Source organism: Aeromonas sp. FL131 (assembly GCF_049860615.1).
GTDB classification, from domain to species: Bacteria; Pseudomonadota; Gammaproteobacteria; order Enterobacterales; family Aeromonadaceae; genus Aeromonas; species Aeromonas hydrophila.
In genome coordinates this window covers 3,906,305-3,930,260 of record NZ_CP187595.1, presented here as the reverse complement: position 1 = coordinate 3,930,260, position 23,956 = coordinate 3,906,305, and the positions used below count along the sequence as shown (strand labels likewise).

The following is a 23,956-nucleotide window of genomic DNA, read 5'->3' as shown; positions in this document are numbered from 1 at the left end:
CGGCGGCGTCAGACGTCGCTCAGACGGGCCCGGCAGGCGTCGCCAAAGGCCTTGAAAATCTTGATGGAGTGAGGGTTCTCGCTCGCCTTCCACTCCGGGTGCCACTGCACCGCCAGCAGGAAGGGGGAGAGGGCAGGGGCGTGGATCGCCTCGATCAGCCCATCTTCGGCATGGGCCAGCGGCTCCAGCCCCTTGGCCAGCGTCTTGATCCCCTGGCCGTGCAGCGAGTTGACCGGGATCGACGGCTGTCCCATCAGCTCCGCCAGCCAACTGCCCGGCACCAGCTCGACCTGATGGCTCTCGCCATACTGATCGTCCACCGGATCGTCCGCATCCTCCCGATGATCGTCATAACCCGGCTCGCTGTAGACCTTCTGGTGGATGTCTCCCCCCAGCGCCACGTTGATCTCCTGCATGCCGCGGCAGATCCCGAGGATCGGCAGGCCGCGGTCGAGGGCGGCGCGCACCAGCGGGATGTCGAACAGATCCCTGTCTCTGTCTTGCTGCTTCTCCGGGGTGAGGTTCTCCTGGCCGTAGAGGGCGGGATCTATGTTGGAGCCGGCGCCGCTCAGATAGACGCCATCCGCCAGATCCAGATACTGCGCCAGATCCTCGGTGCCGCAGCAGGTGGGCACCAGCAGCGGCACGCAACCGCTGATCTCCACCAGCGGCTTGATGTATTTGTGGGTCATCACCTGATAGGCGTGGCCATTGCGGGGCTGGGCGCCCATGGTCATCAGTACGACGGGTTTACGCGGGGTGTGGGGGCTGCGAGTCATGATTCACCTTGGCTGTCCTTAGCGGTCCTGCGCCTTGGGCAGGCCCTTGCCGTCGTCAGCGGGGCAAGGGCATGCCTCAAGGCATGGTCGTGGGATCGGAGGTGCGCTGCACAGCCAGAATCGTCGGTCAGCCTGGGCAACGACAGCCTGGATCCTGATCCCAGTCTGCCAAGGCCGTTCAATATGTCAAACGAAATGATGCCAAAATGTTAAATTCATTCTGCGCTCGACTGGCTTGAGTCCCATTAAAAGGGGGCTGTAGCGAGGGTGGGGAGAGGGAAGGACGTTATCGTGGTGGATATATTAAACATGCCGCGCTGGCGGCCGGATAGCAAAAGGGGCCCGCAGGCCCCTGGTCGCGTCAGGCGTTCAGGATGAAACGCTCGATCACCTGGGCGACCCCGTCTTCATCGTTGCGCCCCGTGGTGTGCTGGGCCAGTGCCTTGATGTCGTCGGTGGCGTTGCCCATGGCCACCCCCAGCCCGGCGTACTCGATCATGTGGTGATCGTTGCCCGCATCCCCCACCGCGATGACCTGGGAGGCATCCAGCCCCAGGTGCTCGGCCAGGGCGGCGACGCCGGTCCCCTTGTTGCTCTGTTTGTTCATGAACTCGAGGAAGTAGGGGGCGCTGCGCACCACGGTATAGCGCTGGTAGAGCTCGGCCGGCAGCTTGGCGATGGCGGGGGAGAGCAGCGGCTCGGGATCGATCATCATCACCTTGAGGATCTGCTCGTCGGCGGGCAGGGTGGCGAAGTCCAGCAGCTTGATGGGCATGTCGATTAGGCGGGATTCGTGCTCGGTGTAGGGGCTGACTCTGGGGCTGATGAGCCCCCGGCTCACCGAGAAGCCGTGCACGTTGACGCCCAGCTCGTCGGCCAGGGCGGCGATGGCGCTGGCATCGCTGCCGGTGAGCAGCTGGCTGCGGATGATGCGCTGATCGGCCACCTGCTGCACCAGTGCACCGTTGTAGCAGATGACGTAGTCATCCTGACCGGTGAGGCCGAGTTCCACCAGATAGCGGCTCATCCCCTCCAGCGGCCGGCCCGAGGCCAGCACGACGGTGACGCCCTTGGCGCGGGCGGCGGCAATGGCTGCGTGGGTGCGGGGGGAAATCTGGCCCTGGGAGTTCAACAGGGTGCCATCCATATCCAATGCGATCAGCTTGTACATCTCTCACTATCCTGCGGTCTGGCTGGCCCGCCCGATGGGGCCAATGGGAGGCCGAGTGTAGCGAAATTCGCCGTCCGGATCACGACTGACGGGTCACTCTTGCGTCACTTGTGGGGTTCGTAGGGGGTCAGCTGCAGCTGATCTTCACGGATGGCGAAGTGGATGGGGCCGTGCTCGATGTCGACCCGGTTGTGGTGGTGGGCCATCTCCACCTCGACCCCGGGGAAGGCGTGCTGGGTGGCGATGATGTCCATCTCCGCCATCAGCTTCTGCAGCTCCTCCTGGGCCGCTTCCAGCTGTTCATCCAGCAGCTTGCTCTCCTCGAGGCGCTGGGTCCGGATCAGCTTGATCTTCTGCAGGGTCTGGGGATTGCGCTTGTCGCTTGGCAGTTGCAGCAGCTTGAGCAGCAGGTCCTGCAGCTTGTCCAGCTGCTCCCGGCACTCCTGCTTGCGCTGGCGCAGCGCCTGCTCCTGCTCCTTGTGGGTGAAGTAGCCGCCGAGGATCTGCAGCCGGGTCTGGTTGTGGGCCGAGGCTCCCAGGATCGGCGCCATGATGAGGCGGTTGGCGATGCTGATGCCCCCCAGCAGGTGGCCCTTGCGCATGCCGCTGTCACCCACCTTTAGATCCTGGCCGCTGCGGCTGTAGCAGTGGCTGAGCTGGGTCAGGATGTGGATGTCGCCGCCGGCCTCCAGCTTGGCGTACTGGGCGTAGCTGGCGTGGATCTCGCCCTGGGCGTTGAGGTGGCAGAGGAACTCGTCACTCTGTTCGCTCTTGCGCCCTATGATGCCGTTGCGCACCGTGATGGTGCCGCTCGATTCGATGTAGCCCCCCTCGACGAAGCCGCCGATCACCACGTCGCCGCTGGTCTTTATCTTCATGCCCGGGGTGACGTCGCCTGCCACGATCAGCGCCCCTTCGAAGATGACGTGGCCGTGGCGGATATCCACCTGCTTGACGCTCAGCACGTCGTCCACCTTCATGCCGTTCTTCTCCTGGCGCGGCAGGCCGGGGCGGCTGGCCAGCAGCAGATCGGGATCATCCGGCGAGAGGAAGGTACCCTCGCCGGCCACCATGGGGCTCTCCTTGCCATGTTTGGCGGGCAGCTCCTGGCCGGTGACGGTGAAACCCGGCACCCCCTGGGTCGCGGGGTGGCGGCGCATCAGCTGGGCGCCGGCCTTGACGGTGAGGATGGTGCCGAGGTCGCGCATGTCGACCCGGCCGTGATCCAGCTCCTGAGGCTTGAGGATCCGTTCGGCCGGGGTCTCCACCAGTCGCTCGAAACGGGTGTCCTGACCGTTGACGGCGGCCTTGCCCTGCGCCACCGGCAGCCTGAGCAGGGTGCCCGGCGTCGCCTCCTTGGCGGCCAGCACGGCGGCGGCGATGAGTGGCGCCTGCACCCCCTGACTGATCTCGCTGCTCTGGATCGCCTGCTCCAGCTGTTCACTGGTGAGGTATTTGCCGCCCCAGTCGGCGGTGATCTGGGCGGTGGCGCTCATCCGGTCCTTCTCCACCACCAGCAGGACGCTGGCATCGTGGCGCTGGGCGATGGGCACCGGATTGCCGGGCAGGGGGGCGGTCGGGTTGCTCAGCAGGGTGTTGAGCAGGCTGATGGCCTGCTTGATCCCCTCCGTCAACGGTTGATAGCGGCGGCAGTTGGAGGCCAGCAGCAGTGTCTGGATATCGCTCTCCGAGATGGGGTTGGTCAGCCCGGGCACGATGCGCAGGCAGGCGTATTCCATATCGGCTGACAACAGTAACCACTCTTTGCTTAACACCCGGATCCCTTCCTTCGTCCGCATCCCAATTGGAACGGCTGCTTGTTTTCAGTTAATCGGCATTTTGTTAAAAATGCGAATCATCAACATGGTGCTGGTCTGCAGTATCCAGACATTTCTCCTTTTTGGTCAATGAGCTAACCACAAATGGGTGAACTGGGACGAGGAAATGAAAAGTAACAGGGAGTATGCTGACGGCACCATGAGCCCGTCTGCCAGCCGCTAGCGGCTGTCGTCCGGCGGGTGAACGGAGTGCCCCCGGGCGGATCCGCCACCGTGAGAGGAGTGTCGACCTTGCGTCATTGTCTGCTGCCCCTGGCCCTGACGGGCCTGCTTAGCGCCTGCCAGCCACAGGCATCCACCACGGCCCTCGGCACCCTGGAACGAGACCGGGTACTGCTGACCGCCACCGCCGGCGAGATCATCCGCGCCCTGCCGGTGGCGGAGGGCAGCCGGGTGGAAGAGGGCACCCTGCTGGCCCGGCTCGATGACCGGCGTCAGCAGGCGGTGCTGGCCCGTGCCAGGGCCCAACAGGCTCAGGCGCGCGCCGCCCTCGCCCGGCTGACCAATGGCGAGCGGCCGGAAGACATCGCCGCCGCCCGCGCCAGCCTCGACAAGGCGCAGGCCAACGTCAGGGAGAGCGAGCGCAACTTTGAGCGGATCGACCGGCTGGTACGCCGCAAGCTGGTGAGCCCGGCGGATCTCGACAAGGCCCGCGCCCAGCGCGACAGCGCCCTGGCCGAGCAGGACGGCGCCCGCCAGCAGCTCGACAAGCTGGCGCGCGGGGTGCGGCGCGAAGATATCGACGAGGCGCAGGCCGCCTTGCTGGCCGCCACCGCCGAGGTGGCGCTGGCGGAGCGGGAGCTGGCGGACCTCTCCATCGTCGCCACCCGCAGCGGCCGGCTCGACAGCCTGCCCTATCACCTCGGCGAGCGCGTCGCGGTTGGCGCCGTGCTGGCCGCCATCCAGGCGGACGAAGCGCCTTACGCCCGGGTTTATGTGCCCGAACCCTCCCTCGCCGGTTACCGGGTCGGCCAGCCGGTGTGGGTGCAGGTGGACGGGGTGGCGGAGCCCCTCACCGGCCGGCTGCGCTGGATCTCGAAAGAGCCCGCCTTTACCCCCTACTACGCCCTCAACGAGCAGGACAGGGCCCGGCTGGTCTATCTGGCCGAGATCGATCTGCCTGCGGGAGCGCAGGATCTGCCGAGCGGCCTGCCGCTGCAGGCCGAACCCGCCGCGGGGGGAGAGGGCCATGAGTGAGCTGGCGATCCGGGCGCTGGGGGTGAGCCGCCGTTTCGGCGATTTCCTGGCGGTGGACGGACTGGATCTCTGCGTGCCCAAGGGGCAGATCCACGGCTTTCTCGGCCCCAACGGCTGCGGCAAATCCACCACCCTGCGCATGCTGACCGGCCTGCTCACCCCCTCGGCAGGAGAGGTGGAGGTGCTTGGGCTGCACATCCCTCGCGAGGCCGAGACCCTGCGCCGGCGGATCGGTTACATGACCCAGAAGTTCTCCCTCTATGACGAGCTGACGGGCTGGGAGAACCTGGAATTCATGGGCCGGATCCACGGCATGGGGGGCGCGACGCTGGCTGCCCGCCTGCACGAGCTGCTGGCCACCTATGAGCTGGCGCCGCTGGCCCGGCAGCGGGCCGGCGCCATGAGCGGCGGCCAGAAGCAGCGGCTGGCGCTGGCGGCGGCGGTGATCCATCGGCCGGCGCTGCTGCTGCTGGACGAACCCACCTCGGCGGTGGATCCGCAGAACCGGCGCGATTTCTGGGAGAAGCTGTTCGATCTGAGCGAAGGGGGCACCACCATACTGGTGACCACCCACTACATGGACGAGGCGGAGCGCTGCCATCAGCTCGCCATCATGGAGGCGGGCCGGGTTAGGGCCCAGGGGGCGCCGCAGGCGCTGATGGACGCCATGAGCACCCGGGTGGTGGAGGTGCTGGCCGCCGATCTGCGGCTGCTCAAGCAGCAGCTGGTGCAGCTGGCGCCGGTGCGCTCCGCCGCCCAGCTCGGCCAGCGCTTGCGGGTGCTGGTGGACAAGGAGCTGGCGGAGCCGGTGGCCTGGCTGCAGCAGGCCTGCCCGGCGTTGGCCGGGGCCAGTCTGGCGCTGGTCAGACCCAGTCTGGAAGATGTGTTCGTCAGTTGTACCGGTCAGGAGCCGAGGGCATGAACAGTCTGCGACGGCTCTGGGCCATTACCCAGAAAGCACTCAGGCTACTGGCCAGAGACAGGCTCACGACCTCGGGTATGGTGGTGATGAGCCCAGTGGGAGTGAATCGATGAACAGTCTGCGACGGCTCTGGGCTATCACCCAGAAAGAACTCAGGCAGCTGGCACGGGACAGGCTCACGTTCGGGATGGTGGTGATGATCCCGTTGATCCAGCTGCTGCTGTTTGGCTACGCCATCAACACCGATGTGCGCCAGGTCCCGGTGGGGCTGGTGGAGATGAGCCAGAGCGTGCCGGGCCGGCTGCTGGTGGAGGCGGTGAAGGCGAGCCAGGTGGTGCACATCAAGCAGCAATACGTCGGGGTACAGCAGGCCGAGGCGGCGCTGACCCGGGGCGAGGTGCGCGCCGTGCTGGTGTTGCCCTCCGATCTGAGCCGCCGGCTCAGCGCCGGCGAGACGGCAGGCCAGTGGCTGGTGGATGGCTCGGACACCATGATCGCCGGGGCCCTGCTCGGCCTTCGCAACATGCCGCTCGCCGACCTGAAACCCGACCTCAAGACGGCCCCCCCCACCTTCGAGACCGTGCTCTACTTCAACCCGGCGCGCCGTTCGGCGGTCAACATAGTGCCCGGCCTGCTCGGGGTGATCCTCACCATGACCATGATCATGTTCACCTCGGCGGCCATCGTGCGCGAACGGGAGCGCGGCAATCTGGAGCTGCTCATCACCACCCCGGTCGGCTCGATGGAGCTGATGCTGGGCAAGATCCTGCCCTATATCGGGGTGGGGCTGATCCAGGTGGCCATCATCCTCGGGCTCGGTCACTTCATCTTCGACGTGCCCATCAACGGCGCCCTGAGCCAGGTGCTGCTGGCGACCCTGTTGTTTATCGCCGCCAGCCTGACCCTGGGGCTGCTCATCTCCACCCTGGCGCAGACCCAGCTGCAGGCGATGCAGATGACGGTGTTCATCCTGCTGCCCTCCATCCTGCTGTCGGGCTTCATGTTCCCCTACGAGGGGATGCCGCTGCCGGCCCAGTGGATTGCCGAGGTGCTGCCGGCCACCCACTTCATGCGGCTGATCCGGGGCATAGTGCTGCGCGGTGGCGAGCTCTCCGAGCTGCTGCCCGATGTGCTCTGGCTGGCGGGGTTCACCCTGCTGGTGCTGACCCTGGCCGCCCATCGCTTCAAGAAGAGTCTGGATTGATGTCCCGCGAGGGGTGAGAACCTGGCTGCTTGCTGCTTGCTGCTTGCTGTTAGCGGCTGGCGGTGCGGGCCAGGGTGCGGTAGTCACCGAGCACCGGCAGCCCCTGCAGCCGGCGGCGCAGCATGTCGAGGGCGGCGAAGGCGAGGATCCGGCGGCCACTGTCGGGATCCGGGTGGCTGACCTTGAGGGTCTGGCCGTGCAGTTGCCCGTCGACACAGAGCAGCAGCGGCACGCCGTCCGGGCCTGCGCGGCCAATGGTCAGGCTGAGGGGGGCCGCGGGCGCCGCCAGTTGCGCCAGCTCGCTGGTCAGAGCGTGGCTGAAGCTGGCCGTCAGGGCCGGATGCGGGTGGCACATGGCTAGCAGGGCGCCTCGGCTCTCTCCCTCCAGCAGCGTCAGCGGCCTATCCCGCAGCAGATCCAGGATCTGCTGCGCCGGCTCTTTATCGCCCCGTCCTACCAGCCAGGGCTCGATGGCCGCGAGCAGCCGCGCCTCGGCGGCGCCCATGTCCGCCGCGCTGGCGCCGTGGCCGATAAGCTTCAGCTCGATGAGCGGCATGGAGGAGCGGTAGCCGAGCTCGATGCCGGCGGGCCAGGGCGCGGCATCCAGCATGTCGCTGAGGGCCGACTCCGAGACGCCGAAGGTATAAAAGCGGCGCAGTTCGGTGTCGGTCTGCTCGCCGGCCAGCGCTTTGAGGCGCGGCATGATCTGCTCGCGCACCATCTGCTTGAATTCGAACGGCACACCCGGGGTGAAGAAGAGCCGGCTTGGGCCCTGGTGGCCTGTGTGGGTGACCACAAAGCCGCAGGCGGTGCCGACCGGGTTGTCGAGGATTTCGCACCCCTGCGGCAGCCAGGCCTGCTTGGCGTTGCTGGCAGGCATGGGCCTGCCCCGGCTGGCGTAGCGCGCTTCGATGGTGGCGAGCCAGTCCGGGAACAGGGTGAGCGGCTGGTCGAAGGCTTCGGCCGCCGCCTGGGCGGTGAGATCGTCGGCGGTGGGGCCGAGCCCGCCGCACACCAGCACCGCCTCGGCGCGGCTGGCGCTCTCTGCCAGCACGGCCTTCAAGTCCTTGAGGTTGTCCCCCACGGTGACGCGGCGGCGCACCTGCCAGCCCTGCTCCAGCAGCAGGGCGCTGAGCCAGGCGGCGTTGGTGTCCACCACCAGACCAGTCACTATCTCGTCTCCGGTGCTGATGATTTCGATGCGCATGGCGGGCTCCTCGGGGCTGACGGCTGGGCTGGCCACCGAGTGGCCGGGTCAATCAGGGCTTGGTGTGTTCGAAGTAGTAGCTGATGCGGGTGCGCGGGTTGAGGTACTCAAACACCGCCGGCGGCAGCCGTTTGGGATGGATCACCTTGGCGATGGAGAGCTCGGCCTGCTGCAGGTCGATGATGGCCGCCTCCTGGCGCGGGATGCGCGGATCGTACACCAGCACCGAGGGGTAGAGCAGGCGAGAGGCGTTGACCGACATCACCAGCCCCACCTGACCGTTGGAGAGCTGCACCACGCTGCCGGGCGGGTAGATCCCCATCAGCCGGATCAGCATGCTGAGGTACTCGGGATTGAACTGGGCCTTGCGCTGCTTGTAGAGGCCGCTCAGGGCCGAGTAGGGCACCTTGGCCTGCATGTGGCAGAGGTTATCGTACTCGTTTATGAGGGAGACGATCTGGGTGAGCGGATCGAGCTGCCCCTTCTTGAGCCCCTCCGGCCCGCTGCCGTCCAGGTATTCGTGGTGATGCAGCACTATGCCCTTCGCCTCGGCCGGGAAGTCCTTGGCCAGATTGAGCAGATCCAGCCCGTAGCGCGGGTGCTGGGCCATCAGGTTCTGCTCCGGCTTGGTGAGCGGCTCGGTCTTGCGCAGGATCTGGCTCGGGATCTTCAGCTTGCCGATGTCGTGGAACAGGGCCCCCATGCCGACCTGGCGGATCTCGTCGGCCGACATGTTGCACTCCTTGGCCAACAGCATGCTGAGCACGCTGACGTTGAGGGAGTGGAAGTAGAGGTTGTTGCCGTCCTCGCTGTCGGAGACCAGGTGCAGCACCATCTCGTCCACCGACAGCAGCTGCTCGGTCATGGCGTTGATCAGCTCCTGCGCCTCGCCGATGGCGTTGAGGGGGCGGGACTGGATCTTGCTCATCACGTTGCGCACCTGGGCCAGCGACTGCTGGAACTGCTTCTCGCACTGCTGCAGATCGCGGCGATACTGCTGCAGCTGCTCGATGCGACGCTCCTTCTCCAGCTGCATTTCGGCCTGACGCTGGGAGGTATCCGGCGCCTCTACCGGCTGGGCCTGGATCTGGTTCAGCGGTTTGGGCGGGGCGTCGCTCTTGTCGGGGATGATGGTCACGAGCTTGAGACCGAGCCGGCGAATGAGCTCGATCTCCTCTTCATTCTTGAGTTTGAAGCTGGAAAACAGGAAGGGGTGTTCGCGCCAGCCAAGTGGCAGAGAAACGTAATTGCCGACTTGCAGCCGGTCTACTGAAATCTTGATACCTGTCATTGTCTTGGATGCGAGAGACACACTGAGCCGTATGCTAGTCAAAGGTGGGGGTGAATACAAAAGGTATCTGATGACAGGGTGGGTGCTTTATTATAGGCTTCTGGATGTCCAGACATATTTACCGATGCAGTACAGGGAGTAAGCATGCCGATCAAGATCCCGGATCAGTTACCCGCCGCCGAAGTGCTGGGGCAGGAGAACATCTTCGTGATGACGGAATCCAGGGCCGTCACCCAGAACATCCGCCCGCTGCGGGTGTTGATCCTCAACCTGATGCCCAAGAAGATTGAAACCGAGATCCAGCTGATGCGGATGCTCTCCAACTCGCCGTTGCAGGTGGACGTGGATCTGCTGCGCATCGACGATCGGGAGTCGAAGAACACGCCCCAGGCGCACCTGGAGAACTTCTATCACGACTTCGAACAGGTACGCGGCAACAACTACGACGGCATGATCATCACGGGGGCGCCGCTCGGGCTGGTGGAGTTCGAGGAGGTGGTCTACTGGCCGCGCATCGTCGAGATCATCGAGTGGTCCCATCAGCATGTCACCTCCACCCTGTTCCTCTGCTGGGCAGTGCAGGCGGCGCTGAAAGCTCTGTATGGCATGGAGAAGCAGACCCACGGCGAAAAGCTGTCCGGGGTCTATCGCCACCACCGGCTCGACGAGCACGAGCCGCTGCTGCGCGGCTTCGACGACGAGTTCGTGGCGCCTCACTCCCGCTATGCGGCGTTCGACGGGGATCTCATCCGCGCCCACACCGACCTGCAGATCTTTGCCGAATCGGCAGAGGCCGGCGTCTATCTGGCAGCCACCAAGGATTGTCGTCAGGTGTTCGTCACCGGTCACCCGGAATACGATGCGCTGACCCTGGATGGCGAATACCAGCGGGATCTGGCGGCCGGGCTTGCGCCGGTCATTCCGGTCAACTACTACCCGGACAACGACCCGACCCGGACCCCGCGCGCCAGCTGGCGCAGCCACGGCCACCTGCTGTTTTCCAACTGGCTCAACTACTACGTCTATCAGCTCACCAGCTATCGCGTCGAGGATATCGGCAAGGTGTTTACCTATCAGCAGAACTCGCCGTCGAGGTAGGGACTGGCTCAGTCGCCCTCGGCCAGCCGCGCCGCCAGCCCGTCGAGCCACTGGCGGTGGCAGGCCAGGGTGAAGGCCTTGGGGCGATGGGCCCGGATGGCGGTCATCGCCTCCTGCTGGGGCTGGCCCAGGCTCATCAGCAGGGCCGCCGCCACCAGCCCGGTGCGGCCGCTGCCGCCCTTGCAGTGGATGACCAGGTGCTTGCCGTCCTGCAGCAATCCGATGAGATCTGGCAGAGCCTGCTGCCAGGCGACCTCGAAGGCGGCATCGGGAGCCTGATCGTCCTCGATGGGCAGCTGGAACCAGCGCATGCCGGCGGCCTCGATCTGCTGGCCAAGCGTGCCGAGTTCAAGCCGGGCCAGTTCGGCGTCGGTCATCAGGGTCAGCACGCCGTGCGCCCCGGCCAGCTTGAGCTGGCCCAGTGCCAGCGGCAGCGCCACCTGCTGGGTGCCGGGGCAGGGGGTCAGCAGCAGCTGGCCATCGACGCGGGGGACTTCCTGGCTCCAGAAGGGGTGAGACGGGTGCATAAAGATCCTTATGACGCCAGCAACGGCGAGGCAAGCCGGGCCTGACCCGGTTTTTGAGTGCGCCAAAGCATAGGGGGCGCGGCCCCGATGTCAATCTGCGTTGTGTTCGGCCCGGTTTACGGGCAGAGTCTAAAAAATTGAGCGGTTCAAGGAGTAAAGATGAGAAACCTGGATCAACTGGATTTGGATATCCTGGCCCATCTGTTTCGCGATGCGGGCATGACCAACAAGGATCTGGCCGCGCTGGTCGGGGTGGCGCCGTCCACCTGTCTGGAACGGGTACGCAAGCTGCAGCAGGACGGGGTGCTCAAGGGCGCCCACTGCGAGGTGGATTACCAGGCCCTCGGCGGTCACATCCAGGCCATGGTGTCGCTGCAGCTGGCCCGCCACAGCCGCCAGATCATCGATGCGTTTCGCGACGCTATCCTGGCCCTGCCCGAGGTGATCAGCCTGTTCCACATGGGCGGCAAGGATGACTTCCTGGTGCATCTGTGTGTCGCCGACACCGAGCACCTGCGCAACTTCGTGTTCGATCACTTCACCTCCCGCGAAGAGGTGGTGCACCTGGAGACCTCGCTGGTGTTCGAGCACAAGTTCAGCCGCTCGCTGCCCTGCTTCCTCAACACCTGACGCCAGCCTCCTACAAAAAACCCGCCAATCGGCGGGTTTTGTTTTATGGCGCTCAGTTCAGCACGGTGCGGGTATCCGGCGCCGTCCGGTAGAGCCCCTGCTGGTAGGCGAGGCTGCCCCACAGCGCCAGGCCGAGGGCGGCATCCTTCATGGTGGCCGGTTGCGGCGCCGGGGTGAGCGTCTCTGTCGCATCCTCATAGATGAAGCCTTCCGGCGCCCGCTCCGGCTGCAGGATCACCACGTCCTTGCCGCGCATCAGGGCGAAGTTCTTGTCGTACTGCATGATGGCGCGGCCCGGCCAGTCGGCGGGCATGCGGGTCAGATCCTTGCCGAGCATGGGGTAGTCGGCGCTGATCCCCATCAGGGAGAGCAGGGTCGGCGCCATGTCGATCTGGCTGACGATGCGCGGATCCTGTCTCGGCGCTATGCCGTCACCCACGATGACTCCCGGAATGTGGAAGCGGGGGATGGGCACCAGGCTGGCGCCGCTGACCCGGCTGTCGTGATCGGCGATGACCAGGAACAGGGTGTCCTTCCAGTAGTCCGACTGCTTCGCCTTCTTGAAGAACTCGCCGATGGCGTAGTCCGCGTACTTGGCGGCGTTGTTGCGAGTCTGCTTGGGCTGCTCATAGAGGGCGATGCGATCGTCGGGAAACTCGAACGGATCGTGGTTGCTCGAGCTGAACACCAGGCTGAAGAAAGGCTTGCCCTGCTTGCTGAGTGCCTGGAAGGTCTCGTCGGCCTTGGCCATCAAGTCTTCGTCAGAGGCGCCCCAGGAGCCCTCGAACACCGGATTCTTGAAGTCCTTCTGCTCGACGATGGTGGTGAAGCCGTTGCCGAGGAAGAAGCTGCGCATGTTGTCGAAGTGGCTCTCGCCGCCGTAGATGAAGCTGGTGTCGTAGCCCCGCTGCTTGAGCAGATCGGCGATGGTGAAGAAGTTGGTCTGGCTGCGGCCGAGCTTGACCACGGCCTGGGCCGGGGTCGGCGTGAAGCCGGTCAGCACCGCCTCGATGCCGCGCACCGAGCGGGTGCCGGTGGCGTAGAGCTGCTCGAACGCCCAACCCTCTTTCGACAAGGCATCGATGTTGGGGGTGAGCGGCAGGCCGCCGAGGGAGCCGACGAACTGGGCGCCCAGGCTCTCCTGCAGCAGGATCACCAGATTCTTCGGCTTGCCGCCGTAGCTGGCCTCGTTGAAGGTCTGGCTGGGCAGGGTGTCGGAGCTGAATTCGTGGGATTCGCGGCCGCTCTCCTGGCGAACCAGATCCAGAATGCGCTGACGGGGCAGCTCGCCGTAGAACTTGCTGACATCCTCTTCATCCTCCATCTGGTTGATGGCGAAGAACAGGGAGTAGGAGGAGTTGACGGTCAGCGCATTGACCAGCGGATCGCTGGCAAATGCCACCATGGCCGGGTTGAGGGCGCGGTGGCCCAGGCTGGAGCGGGCACCGAGAAAACCGATGGCCAGGATCAGCAGGGCGAAGGCGGGCCGCCAGTACCAGCGCGGGAAGCTGATGCCGCGCAGCAAGCGGCCGCTCAGCCACCAGCCGCCCGCCAGCACGGCACCGCTGAACAGCAGTGCCAGCAGCAGTTCGCCCTTGCGGCCGGCCCACAGCATGGCGAACACCTCTTTGGGATAGATGAGGTATTCGATGTAGAGGCGGTTGGGCCGCACCCCGTACTCGGTCACGAAGGAGGGGGTGGAGATCTCCAGGAAGAGCAGCAGCCAGAGCCCCAGGGTCAGCCAGACCCGGATGAACTGCAGCCAGGCACGGCCGACGGCATGGGGGCCGGCCAGCAGCAGGGTGAACACGGCGGGCACGCCCCACAGCCAGCAGAGGGTGGCGAAGTCGACCCGCAGCCCCTGCAGCAGCATCTCCTGCCAGCCGGCGACGGCGTCGACCCGCTCCAGCTGCCAGAGGCCGAGCGCGAGCCGGCTGATGGAGAGAGAAACTAGCGCGATCAATGAAAAAACGGCGATGGGCCAAAACGGTCCCAGCCATCGTCTGATAGTGGTCATTGTTGTTCCTACAAGCCTGTTTGCACCCGTCCACGGGCGCATTGTTTTTATATTGCAGGGTTATGACAGCGGGCCTGGGGAAAGGTTGCGTGTAGGTGCTGTTTAAAAGGATGTTTTGGCACGATTTATGATTTTTATGTGAGGGCGCGCAGGGATCGAAGACAGCATAAACGGCTGGAAAAACTGTGATCCTGCCGGCAAAGCGGTGCGGGGGGCTTATCTATAATGGCGCCGAATTTTCTCAATCGGAGCCGAAGGGATGCCGGTCTTTATCGATGTGGAATATTTGCAAGGGTGGAGCCTGTTCGTGGTGCTCTCGGACGGTACCACGGGGGCGCTGGACCTGACCCCCTGGCGCACCCAGCCGCTGTTCGCGGCGCTGGATTCGGAGCGGCGCTGCGCCCGGGTCTTCATCAATCGCCATCACCAGCTGGAGTGGCCCGCCGGCTGCATCCTGTCGGCCCACGAGGTCTATCACCTGATCAAGCCCATCGACGAGCGGGAAGCGTTCAGCTAACCCCCTGTTTTTGTGAACCACCCCAAGATTCCTGTAACGGGAATGTTTGAGCGTTTGCCTTCCTCACCCAATTTGGGTAAAACCTGCGCAACATTTTGCCAACCCTAGCTTGGCTTCGCCTCAAAGGGCTTGCCGCCACCGCGCAGCAGGCCTTTTTTGCAGCCTGACGGCAAACCTTCCAGCAGCTGAATAGTTTGTCGGTCGAAATTAAAAAAACAAAATAAACAGAGAGATAAGGAAAGAGTATGGCTTGTCATATGCGCACCCCGCTGGCCCTGCTGGTGGGCGGTTTTGCCTGTCACGGTGCTGCCGGCCAGGAGCCGGTCCAGCAACTGGAGCCCATGGTGGTGGTCGCTAGCCGCCCCGCCAGCACCCTGGAGGTGACCCTGGATCCCAAGAAGCCAGGCTCCCCCATGCCGGCGGCCGATGGCGCCGGTTACCTCAAGAACGTCACCGGCATGAGCATGGTGCGCAAGGGGGGGCTGGGTGGCGATCCCGTGTTGCGGGGGATGGGCATGTCCCGCCTCAACGTACAGATGGATGGCGGCATGCTGGCCGGTGGCTGCGGCGGCCGGATGGACCCGCCCACCGCCTACGTCTTTCCCCAGTCCTTCGACCGGATCCGGGTGCTGAAGGGGCCGCAATCCCTCGAGCAGGGGGCGACCCTGGCGGGCACCGTGCTGTTCGAGCGGGATAGGCCCGAGTTCACCGCCCCCGGCGTCAAGGCCGAGGCATCGGCGCTCTATGGCAGCTTCGGGCGTGACGACCAGATGCTGGATGCCACAGTAGGGGCGCCACAGGGCTATCTGCGCGGCCAGTTCACCCACTCCGACAGCGATGATTATCGCGACGGCCACGGCGACAAGGTGCGCTCCTTCTACCGGCGCGAGAACGGCACCGCCCAGCTTGGCTGGACGCCCAGTGAGCACACCTGGCTGGAGCTCACCGCCGAGCGCAGCAACGCCCGCGCCGCCTATGCGGATCGCACCATGGACGGCCCCATGTTTGACCGCGAATCCTTCGGCCTCAAGCTCAGGCAGGAGCAGATCAGCCGCCACTGGCAGCGCAGCGAACTGACCCTGTGGGACAACGACATCGACCACATCATGGACAACTTCAGCCTGCGCCCGAACAGCGGCATGAAGATGCTCTCCAACCCGGACCGGCGCAACACCGGCGGGCGCTGGGCCAACGACATCGCCCTGCCGGCCGACTGGCTGCTGACCGCCGGGCTCGATGCCAACCGGGATCAGCACAGGGCCCGCAGCGGGGTGGATTACGCCAGCCAGCCGCGCCAGCGCACCCTGCGCTTCGAGCAGCAGGGCGGCTTTGCCGAGCTGGGCCGCCAGCAGGGGGCCCACAGCTACAAGGGGGGTTACCGGCAGGACAGGGTCGAGACCACCCGTTACGGCGCGGGGGAGCAGACCCTCTACAGCGATACCCTGACCCTGGACAGCGGCTTTGGCCGCTACGAATACCAGTGGTCGCCGGCCTGGTCGAGCTATCTGGCCTGGGGACAGGCGAAACGGGCGCCAGACTACTGGGAGCGCAGCAAGGACAGCGTGCCCTTCACCCTCAACCCGGAGCGCAGCCGCCAGTGGGATGCGGGGCTGGCCCTGCGCAGCCGCGAACTGGATCTGACCCTCTCCCTCTTTAGCGCCGACATTCAGGACTATCTGCTCTATAACAACAAGTCAAACAAGGTGCGCAACATCGACGCCCAGACCCGCGGCGGCGAGCTGGAAGGGCGCTGGCAGTTTGCCGAGCAGTGGCGCCTCGATGGCGGTCTGGCGGTGGTCTACGGCGAAAACCGGAGTGATCACCAACCGCTGGCCCAGATGCCGCCGCTCGATGGCAAGCTGGCGCTGGGCTGGCAGCCGGCCGAGGCGTGGAACCTGACCCTGCTGGGCCGCGCCGTGGCCGCGCAGGATCGGGTCGATGTGGGCTCCGGCACGGTAGCCGGCCAGGATCAGGGGGAGACGCCGGGCTTCTTCACCATGAACCTGAGCGCCGCCTGGCAGTTCCAGCCGGGCTGGCAGCTGTCGGCCGGGGTCGACAACCTGTTCGACACCTTCTACTACGAGCACCTCTCCAAGTCGGTGCACGCCAGTCAGGCCGGGCTGGGCTACGAGCAGGTGGGGCGGATTCCGGAGCCGGGCCGCGCCTACTGGCTCTCGGTCAGTTACCGCTTCGCCTCGGCCGGCGTGCTCTAGGTCGGCGCGCCAACCGACTGAGCCAGGTAACGTTTTCAGTCACAGACCCGTGCGGGCGGGGCCGCTATCATGGCCCCAGTGTGGCGCTTTGGGCGCCGATACCACCACAGCGGGAACATAACAATGAAACAAGGAACGTTGCGCCATGGCGGCCTCATCGGGGCCGCCCTGTTATTGACGGCTTGCGGCAGCGGAGGCGGGAGCGGCTCCAGCGAGCCCCAGCAGCCCCCGGTCACCAACCCGCCGCCGGCCACCGCCAGCCGCGCCTGCTACGGCAATGATCAGCCGGCCTGCAATCTGCGCACCTATCAGGTGATGGTGGAGTCGTTCGTCGACGGCGACGGCAGCGCCAACTACGGCGTCGGTTACGGCCCCTCCCAGCACAACGGCGATCTGCAGGGGATCATCGACAGCCTGGACCACATCAAGAGCCTCAACGTCAACGCCATCTGGCTGACCCCGGTGTTCGACTCCTGCGCGGGGCAAGGCGGTGACGACAAGCTGGATGCCACCGGCTACTTCGCCTGCGACTTCTTCAACGTGGACCCCAACTTCGGCAGCAACGTCCAGCTCAAGAAACTGGTGGACGGAGCGCATCAGCGCGGCCTCTACGTCTTCCTCGACGGGGTGTTTGGCCACGTCAACAAGGTGGGGGTGAGCAAGCCTTCGCCCGAGGGACGGCTGCCTGCCCTCAAGAGCGGCGGTGCCGGTTATCCCGGCCAGCTGGTGGATTACAGCCAGCCCCAGAGTCTCGCCTACTTCAAGGAGGTGGCCCGCTACTGGGTCGAGCAGTACGGCATCGACGGCTGGCGCCTCGATCAGGCCTATCAGCTCGGCCTCGACGACTGGCGCGCCATTCGCAGCGAGGTGGAGCGGGTCAGCGCGGCGCGCAAGGCAGCCGGTCAGCAGTGGGGCACCCTCGGCTACATGGTGGGCGAGGTGTGGAAGGGCGCCGACGAGATCCGCGCCCAGGCGTATGGGCCGAGCGACAACCCGGCGCTCTCGTCGGCGTTCGACTTCCCGCTGCGCTACGGCCTGGTGCAGGCGCTGGCGGTGGAGGAGTCCGGCAAGGGCGGGCAGGGGGCCAGCGTGCTCGACGCCAGCTGGAACAAGGTGGAGAACTACCCGAACCACGCCATGCCCAACCTGATGCTGGGCAACCACGATCTGGTGCGCTTCGGCGATCTGCTGGAGCGCGGCAACTTCAATCCGGCGGACTACTGGCAGCGCCACAAGGCGGCCTTCAGCTTCCTGGCGGCCCGCTCCGGCCCCATCACCCTCTACTACGGCGAGGAGTTTGGCGACGAGGTGCCGGGCTTTGCCAAGCAGGTGGGGGGCGACTGCGCCGCGCAGGGACTCTGTGACGATCACGTGGCCCGCAGCGACGGCAAGGTGCCGGGTGCCACCGGCTTCGTGCCGAGCAGCGAGCAGAGCGAGCTGAAACAGTGGCTCAGCCAGCTGCTGGCCCTGCGCGCCGCCCACCCCGCCCTCTATCAGGGGGAGCGGGTCAAGCTGGTGGCCGAGGGGAGCGTCTATGGCGACATCAAGCAGACGGCGGCGGAGCAAGTAGTCTACCTGCTCAACGTCTCGGGCACGCCCCAGAGTTACGCGGTGCCGGTCGGCAAGCTGCGCAGTGCCAGCGCCCTGGTGGATCTGCAAAGCGGCGAGAGCCTGGCCATCGGTGGCAGCAGCGTGACGGTGGATTTGCCGCCGCTGAGCGGCCGCTTCCTGCTGGTGCGCTAAGCGAGGCTGGCAACAAAAAGGGCTCCGTGATGGAGCCCTTTTTTCATGGGGGAAGTTACTTCTCGATGCCGCTGCCGAGTTCGTCCTGATGGGGGGCAGCCTGCGCGTGGCCATTGCCGTGGCGCCAGCTCTCCAGCCGGTTGTGGACTCCGCGGCGCAGGCTCTTGAAGCTGGTCTCCAGATAGTCGACACCGACCAGAATGGAGAGGGTGACGCCGGTGAGCAGCAGCGCCTGGTGCAGCATCTGCATGCCGATGAGGGCGCCGAGGGCGGCCAGCATCCAGACGGTGGCGGCGGAGGTGACCCCCAGTACCTGGCCATCCCGGGTCATCATCACCCCGGCGCCGAGAAAGCCGATGCCGGTGATGAGCTGGCCCAGCACCCGCGCCTGATCGGCGCTCTGGGGACTGACGGCGGCACCGATGGCGAGAAAGCAGTAGGTGCCGAGGATGATGAGCGAGGAGGTACGGATGCCGACCGGCTTGCCGCGCAGCTGCCGTTCCAGCCCCACCAGAGTGCCGCACACCAGACAGACCAGGATGTTCTCCCAGCCAAGGGGCGCTATGTCCCACCAATCAGTCGTCATCATATCCACCTCTGCTATCGATGCTTGTTATCCGGCCGCGCTCTGCCCCCGGTTTTCCAGCCGCTGGCGGAAGGCCCGGGCGAGGCGCTCGTAGAGGTCCTTTGCCTCTCTGTCCTCAATATCGCCACGTATCCAGGGATTGTCGATGATTTCCAGCAGCACGCAGTCGCGCCCCTGCTGGCGCAGGTCGACCCCGAACAGGCCGTTGCCGAGCTGATGGACGGCGCGGCGGGCGGTCTGCAGCACCCGCTCCGGCACCTCGTTGAGCGGCAGTGCCTCGATGCGGCTCATGTCGAGGGGGTGCTTGCGGCGGCGAATGCGGTTGCCGGGCTCGGGGCGGAAACGGCGGCAGGCAAACAGCGGCGAGCCGTCGAGAAAGCCGATGCGCCAGTCGAACTCGGCGGGGATCCGGCTCTGCACCAGCAGCAGGGCGGAGCGGGCCAGCCCCTCATCCAGCAGGCGGGCCAGCTGCAGCTCGTCGCTGGCCATGGCCAGATCGCGCCCCTGCGCCCCGTCGGGCACCTTCACCATCAGCGGCAGGCCAAGCCGCTGCACCAGTTCATCCACGTGGTGGCGGCCGCGGCGGGTCACCACCATGGTGGGCGGCATGGGCACGCCGCTGCGCACCATCAGCTCGTAGAGGTAGAGCTTGTTGCTGCAGGCGAGAATGGCGCGGGAGCTGTCGATCACCGGCATCTTGAGCTGCTCGGCGCGGCGGGCAAATTCGAAGGTGTAGTGGCCGACCGCCGTCTCGGAGCGCAGCCAGAGGGTGTCAAACTCCGGCAACCGCTCGATGGCCGATGGCGCCAGGATCTCGGCCCGGATCCCCTGCGCGGCCGCCGCCTGGATGAAGCGATCCAGCGCCAGGGCATCGCTGCTGGCGCGGCCGTCGTTGGGGTCGACCAGGATGGCGAGCTGGTAGAGCGGCGCCGCCTGCTCCTCGTCGCCGGTGCCCACCAGTGCCTGGGCGTGGTGCAGCATCAGCGCTTTCTCGCTCGGGCTCAGCGCCAGCGGCGACAGGCTCTGCTGCTGGCGCACCGACCAGCCGTGGCGGCCGCGCTTGAGGGTCAGCTCCTGCAGCGGCAGCTGGCTGAGGCCGTAGTAGTAGCGGGCCAGCCCCGCCAGCTCGCTCTGCTCGCACTGGCCGAAGATAGCGCGCACCCGGATTCGGTCCTCGCTCTGCAGGGCCAGCCAGCCCTGCAACTTGCGCCACAGCTTGGCAGGCGGCTGCTGGGGCTGCAGCTGGCTGATGGCCTGCAAACCCGGCAGGCAGTGGTGGCCGCGCGCCTGGGCCAGCAGCGAGCAGTAGTAGCCGGCGCTGAGGTGCTCCAGATTGCGACAGAGGTTGATGATGCGGGGACGGCCGCCGGTGGTGGGCACTCCGTGTTGCAGGTAGGTGCGGGCGGTCAGCAGATAATCGGCATGGCAAGGCCAGTCGCCCGGCTCTTCGACGATGACGTAGGTACTCATTTTTTCGGCTCCACAGATGAAACTGCCTTGAATGGCAGGATCCCCAGTGGGCTTCGATGCACCGACAAGCACGACAATGGCGCGAGGGGAAACAAGAGGTTACAGTGCCTAATATGCCGCCTTGGTAACTTGTGATACAAGTCGCATTTTTGGTGATGAAGATAAATAACCGAACAAGGACTCCCCGTGTTGACCGTGCGCGCGGCCCGGACCGATGATCTGGGCGCCATCGTTAAGCTGGAACGCTACTGTTTTCCCCCCGAAGTCGCCTTTGGCCGCAGCCGCTGGCACTATCTGCTGACCCACGCCAAGGGGCGTACCCTGCTGGTGCTGGACCAGCAGGAGCAGCTGATGGGCTACCTCTGCCTGCTGGAGCACAGGGGCTGGGATCGGCTGATCATCCAGACCCTCGCCATCCGCTGGACCATCCGCCGGCAAGGCTGGGCCCGCCGCCTGCTGGAGCAGGTTATTCAGGAGGGCAAAGAGGCCGGCTGGGGGGCGATCCGGCTGGAGGTAGGCGATGCCAATGAAGAGGCGCAGGCCCTCTATCACGAGCTGGGTTTTCGGCCCAGACAGAAGCTGCCGGACTATTATGGCCACGGTCAGCACGCCCACCGGCTGGTGCTGGCGCTGAAGCAGGCCTGAGAGAGGAGAGGGGATGAGCTGCGACAACTGCCTCGCCACCGCCATCAGGGCCAAGCTGGGGCGCTGCCCGGTCTGCGCCGGCCAGACCTTCGTCATCGGTCTGGTCGGCTGGCTGGTCTGGTGGTGGTGTGGCGCCGACACCTCGGTCAACGCCCTCACCGGCCTGCTGTTCGCGCTGGGGGGATCGGGCCTGTTGCTGCTCCACCTGCTGGTGTTTGTCTGGCGCAGGGCGACCGGGCGTGAATTGAGCGATGAATGAATCAGATTGATTTCAAACAGATAAATAACAATAGCGCTGTAGATATGGAGGTTCAGATGATAGCAATGGTAACGGGCGCCTCGTCCGGGTTTGGTGAGTCCATCAGCCGTCAGCTGGTGCAGGCGGGCTACCGGGTGATCGGTACCGGCCGCCGCGGCGAACGGCTGGCTGCGCTGGCCGACGAGCTGGGTGCGCAGTTCCTGCCGCTGGTGTTCGACGTGCAGGACAAGGCGGCCACCCGCGCCGCCATCGACGGGCTGCCGGCCGAGTGGCGCGAGGTGGATCTGCTGGTCAACAACGCCGGGCTGGCGCTGGGGCTGGAGCCGGCCCACAAGGCGGATCTGGAAGACTGGGAGCAGATGATCGCCACCAACATCAGCGGTCTGACCCTGCTCACCCGATTGCTGCTGCCGGGGATGGTGGCGCGCAATCGCGGCCACGTCATCAACATCGGCTCCATCGCCGGCACCTACCCCTATCCGGGCGGCAATGTCTACGGCGCCACCAAGGCGTTCGTGAAGCAGTTCAGCCTCAACCTGCGCGCCGATCTGGCGGGCACCGCCATCCGCGTCACCAACGTGGAGCCGGGCCTGTGCGGCGGCACCGAGTTTTCCAACGTGCGCTTCCACGGTGACGATGCCAAGGCGGCCACCGTCTATCAGGGCGTGCAGGCGATCCAGCCACAAGACATCGCCAATACTGTGCTCTGGATCAGCCAGCAGCCTGCTCACGTCAACATCAACAGCATCGAGATTATGCCGGTGGCGCAGACCTTCGGCCCGCTCAATATCAGCCGTCGCTGATGGTTGCAGCTGACAAAATAAAAGAGGCTCCCAAGGGAGCCTCTTTTCGTTGGCGAGCCGATTACAGGCTCATGATCTTCTTGAACTCCTCCGGCGAGTACTTCTGCTCGGTGCGCTTGGTGAGATCCGTCATCAGCTTGTAGCGCAGCTCTTTGGCCATCTGATAGGTCTGCTCCAGCTGGCCATAGGAGTAGTCGGCGGCCAGCCCGATGGCGGTAGCCTTGTCGCTGGCATAGGCCTGCTTCAGGCTCTGGTCGAGCAGGGCCACCTCCTGGTAGAGCTTGCTGCTCTCCTTGCTCCAGACGCCGCGCAGCAGCGGCAGGTACTTGTCCGGATCGGCGCTGGCCAGCGCGGTCAGGCTACGGAACTGCCAGTAGGCGGAGTCATCGGAGTAGCTGTCGCTGCCGGTGCGATAGGGCAGGGGGTAGGACTCCAGGGTGTTGTAGAGCGGCACCATCACCGATTCGGCCAGCACGCCGTAGCTCTGCCAGATCAGCCCCTGCAGCTCTTTGGGCATCTCCTTGCGCAGCTGGATGACGTGGGATTCGAGCTGCCTGTCGATGCGGATCGGCCGTTCCGCCTTGCCCGCCAGCGGGGTGCCCTCATAGGTGGCGCTCAGCAGTTTGGCCACGTCCGGCACGGCGATGGGGGTATCCGGCTTCATAAAGAGCGGATATTGCGCCTGCCGGGTCGGCTGCGGGTGGCTGGCAGTCAGCATTTTCTGGCCGAGCCACTCCCGATCCACGTTATACGGGTCAGCGATGACCCCGAACGCCTTGGCGAAGTTGAACTCTTTCGGGTCGGCGTTATCCAGCAGTTTGTGTTCGCGCACGAACTCCAGCAGCTTGGGTGAGTGCAGCACATCGGCACCGTCGAGATCGACGCCGTGGATGCGCAGGCCGTTGGCCACCATGGCGTAGCTGTCGTCCGGCACCCGCACCGCGATCCAGTGGTGGCCGGAGCCGATCTCCATCAGCCAGGCCTCGTTCACATCCGCCAGATAGAGGCTGTTGCCTTCCCCGGCGCCATATTGCTCCACATAGCGGCCGAGCAGTGCGACCCCCTCTTTGGCCGTTTTGGCCTGCGGCAGGATCAGGGTCGGGATGATGGCCTCGATGACCCCCTTCTCGATCAGCGGATCGGCTTTCTGGGCCTTGTCGTTGACCTCGGCGCTGGTGGTGGCCGAGATGGCGACGTTGAATTCGTTGATGCCGCGCTCTTCATAATATTTGCCGGCCGGGTCGCTGGACGTCGCATCCCAGTCGCGGATGGCGGAGTAGGCGAAGAAGGCCTTGGGCATCGGCACTTCCAGCCCGTTGCCCAGTTTCCAGATTGTGCCCTCGTTCTGCTGGGCGGGCCGGAAGGCCAGGTACTTGTTCCAGTTGTTGACGCCAAAATCCTCGTTTCTGGCGATCATCACGCTGCCATCGGCACTGGCGCCCTTGCCGACGATGAGGCCGGTACAGGCGTCGGCACTGGTACCAAGTAGGGTGAGCAGGGTGGCGGAGAGAAGACTCAAGGTGTGTTTTTTCATGGGATTGCCCGAAGCGTAACTGTGAGTGAAAGCCAGGCGGTGGGATGCAGGTCTGCCGCAGTGCGATCGGCCGCCGATACGCTGCCGGGGGATCGTGCTGCTCATGGTCGATGACGCAAACATTTCATCCATAACACTGCTTGCTGGTCGTTTTGTGCGCCGAAATTGTATGCCTCGTTGGTTGTTTATTTTGTGATCTATGAGCCGTTCCTTTGCTTTGTCTGGTAAAGCGTGAAAAAGGCAGCGATATGCACCAGAAGCTGCCGATTGGGCAGCGCAGCGTCATGATTCTGACGTCTAGATGA

The 23,956-nt window shown here is 65.2% G+C and carries 21 protein-coding genes; 11 read left to right on the top strand and 10 right to left on the bottom strand.

The features are described 5' to 3' along the window. Positions 1-8: 8 nt before the first annotated feature. From ACPW75_RS18185 to ACPW75_RS18175, 3 genes are all read right to left on the bottom strand, one after another. On the bottom strand, positions 9-779 hold the full coding sequence (locus tag ACPW75_RS18185; RefSeq protein ID WP_077097594.1) for a gamma-glutamyl-gamma-aminobutyrate hydrolase family protein: 771 nt from the start codon (positions 777-779) through the stop codon (positions 9-11). A gap of 361 nt (positions 780-1,140) precedes the next feature. Beyond that, positions 1,141-1,950, bottom strand: coding sequence for a sugar-phosphatase (gene yidA / locus ACPW75_RS18180; RefSeq protein WP_011704455.1), 810 nt, complete (start codon positions 1,948-1,950; stop codon positions 1,141-1,143). Between the two features lie 104 nt (positions 1,951-2,054). Then, positions 2,055-3,725: a DUF342 domain-containing protein gene (locus ACPW75_RS18175; RefSeq protein ID WP_318841801.1), complete on the bottom strand. Its 1,671-nt coding sequence runs from the start codon at positions 3,723-3,725 to the stop codon at positions 2,055-2,057. Positions 3,726-4,010: 285 nt separating this feature from the next. Between ACPW75_RS18175 and ACPW75_RS18170 the strand changes: the two genes are divergently transcribed. The 3 genes from ACPW75_RS18170 (at position 4,011) to ACPW75_RS18160 (ending at position 7,111) form a co-directional block, all read left to right on the top strand. Next, complete coding sequence (locus ACPW75_RS18170) at positions 4,011-4,985, top strand: HlyD family secretion protein (protein ID WP_077097590.1); 975 nt, start codon at positions 4,011-4,013, stop codon at positions 4,983-4,985. Continuing rightward, positions 4,978-5,907, top strand: coding sequence for an ABC transporter ATP-binding protein (locus ACPW75_RS18165; protein WP_017408882.1), 930 nt, complete (start codon positions 4,978-4,980; stop codon positions 5,905-5,907). The genes ACPW75_RS18170 and ACPW75_RS18165 overlap by 8 nt, the downstream gene beginning before the upstream one ends. A 109-nt stretch (positions 5,908-6,016) precedes the next feature. After that, positions 6,017-7,111 (top strand): ABC transporter permease, encoded by a 1,095-nt coding sequence (locus ACPW75_RS18160; RefSeq protein ID WP_077097589.1) that lies wholly within the window; start codon positions 6,017-6,019, stop codon positions 7,109-7,111. 49 nt (positions 7,112-7,160) lie between these two features. Here the strand turns inward: ACPW75_RS18160 and ACPW75_RS18155 are convergent, their stop codons facing one another. Together ACPW75_RS18155 and ACPW75_RS18150 are read right to left on the bottom strand one after the other, a co-directional pair. Beyond that, positions 7,161-8,318, bottom strand: coding sequence for a competence/damage-inducible protein A (locus ACPW75_RS18155; RefSeq protein WP_077097587.1), 1,158 nt, complete (start codon positions 8,316-8,318; stop codon positions 7,161-7,163). 52 nt (positions 8,319-8,370) lie between these two features. Then, positions 8,371-9,609, bottom strand: a complete 1,239-nt coding sequence (locus tag ACPW75_RS18150; protein ID WP_016349264.1) for an HD-GYP domain-containing protein — start codon at positions 9,607-9,609, stop codon at positions 8,371-8,373. 144 nt (positions 9,610-9,753) lie between these two features. Between ACPW75_RS18150 and metA the strand changes: the two genes are divergently transcribed. After that, entirely contained in the window at positions 9,754-10,707 is a 954-nt protein-coding gene (metA, locus tag ACPW75_RS18145; RefSeq protein WP_017408885.1) for a homoserine O-acetyltransferase MetA, read from the top strand. Between the two features lie 8 nt (positions 10,708-10,715). Here metA and ACPW75_RS18140 read toward each other — a convergent pair whose 3' ends face one another. Further along, entirely contained in the window at positions 10,716-11,234 is a 519-nt protein-coding gene (locus ACPW75_RS18140; RefSeq protein WP_179101499.1) for a cyclin-dependent kinase inhibitor 3 family protein, read from the bottom strand. A 159-nt stretch (positions 11,235-11,393) separates the two neighbouring features. On the opposite strand from ACPW75_RS18140, the gene ACPW75_RS18135 reads away from it, so the two are divergent. Further along, the gene (locus ACPW75_RS18135) at positions 11,394-11,864 is read left to right on the top strand and encodes an Lrp/AsnC family transcriptional regulator (RefSeq protein WP_011704464.1); all 471 of its coding nucleotides are present in this window, start codon (positions 11,394-11,396) and stop codon (positions 11,862-11,864) included. A gap of 52 nt (positions 11,865-11,916) precedes the next feature. Here the strand turns inward: ACPW75_RS18135 and ACPW75_RS18130 are convergent, their stop codons facing one another. After that, on the bottom strand, positions 11,917-13,881 hold the full coding sequence (locus ACPW75_RS18130; RefSeq protein WP_077097583.1) for an LTA synthase family protein: 1,965 nt from the start codon (positions 13,879-13,881) through the stop codon (positions 11,917-11,919). Between the two features lie 259 nt (positions 13,882-14,140). On the opposite strand from ACPW75_RS18130, the gene ACPW75_RS18125 reads away from it, so the two are divergent. The 3 genes from ACPW75_RS18125 to ACPW75_RS18115 all read left to right on the top strand — a co-directional run bounded on the left by ACPW75_RS18125 (position 14,141) and on the right by ACPW75_RS18115 (position 18,354). After that, the gene (locus ACPW75_RS18125) at positions 14,141-14,398 is read left to right on the top strand and encodes a DUF2442 domain-containing protein (RefSeq protein WP_011704466.1); all 258 of its coding nucleotides are present in this window, start codon (positions 14,141-14,143) and stop codon (positions 14,396-14,398) included. 245 nt (positions 14,399-14,643) lie between these two features. Further along, positions 14,644-16,611, top strand: a complete 1,968-nt coding sequence (locus tag ACPW75_RS18120) for a TonB-dependent copper receptor (RefSeq protein ID WP_077097581.1) — start codon at positions 14,644-14,646, stop codon at positions 16,609-16,611. Positions 16,612-16,734: 123 nt separating this feature from the next. Further along, complete coding sequence (locus tag ACPW75_RS18115; protein ID WP_179101498.1) at positions 16,735-18,354, top strand: alpha-amylase family protein; 1,620 nt, start codon at positions 16,735-16,737, stop codon at positions 18,352-18,354. 55 nt (positions 18,355-18,409) lie between these two features. Here the strand turns inward: ACPW75_RS18115 and ACPW75_RS18110 are convergent, their stop codons facing one another. Further along, a complete protein-coding gene (locus tag ACPW75_RS18110) occupies positions 18,410-18,943 on the bottom strand; it encodes an MgtC/SapB family protein (protein WP_016349269.1) in 534 nt (177 codons plus the stop codon). A gap of 24 nt (positions 18,944-18,967) precedes the next feature. Then, positions 18,968-20,410 carry a RimK family protein gene (locus ACPW75_RS18105; protein ID WP_077097548.1) on the bottom strand — a complete coding sequence of 481 codons (1,443 nt, stop codon included), beginning with the start codon at positions 20,408-20,410 and terminating at the stop codon, positions 18,968-18,970. A gap of 186 nt (positions 20,411-20,596) precedes the next feature. On the opposite strand from ACPW75_RS18105, the gene ACPW75_RS18100 reads away from it, so the two are divergent. The 3 genes from ACPW75_RS18100 to ACPW75_RS18090 are packed head-to-tail and all read left to right on the top strand — an operon-like array spanning position 20,597 to position 22,117. Then, the gene (locus ACPW75_RS18100) at positions 20,597-21,055 is read left to right on the top strand and encodes a GNAT family N-acetyltransferase (RefSeq protein WP_077097550.1); all 459 of its coding nucleotides are present in this window, start codon (positions 20,597-20,599) and stop codon (positions 21,053-21,055) included. A gap of 13 nt (positions 21,056-21,068) precedes the next feature. Beyond that, positions 21,069-21,314, top strand: coding sequence for a DUF3624 domain-containing protein (locus ACPW75_RS18095; RefSeq protein WP_049046857.1), 246 nt, complete (start codon positions 21,069-21,071; stop codon positions 21,312-21,314). A 56-nt stretch (positions 21,315-21,370) separates the two neighbouring features. Further along, positions 21,371-22,117 (top strand): SDR family oxidoreductase, encoded by a 747-nt coding sequence (locus ACPW75_RS18090; RefSeq protein ID WP_077097552.1) that lies wholly within the window; start codon positions 21,371-21,373, stop codon positions 22,115-22,117. A 61-nt stretch (positions 22,118-22,178) separates the two neighbouring features. Here ACPW75_RS18090 and ACPW75_RS18085 read toward each other — a convergent pair whose 3' ends face one another. Continuing rightward, entirely contained in the window at positions 22,179-23,651 is a 1,473-nt protein-coding gene (locus ACPW75_RS18085; protein WP_190283842.1) for a C69 family dipeptidase, read from the bottom strand. Positions 23,652-23,956: the final 305 nt, after the last annotated feature.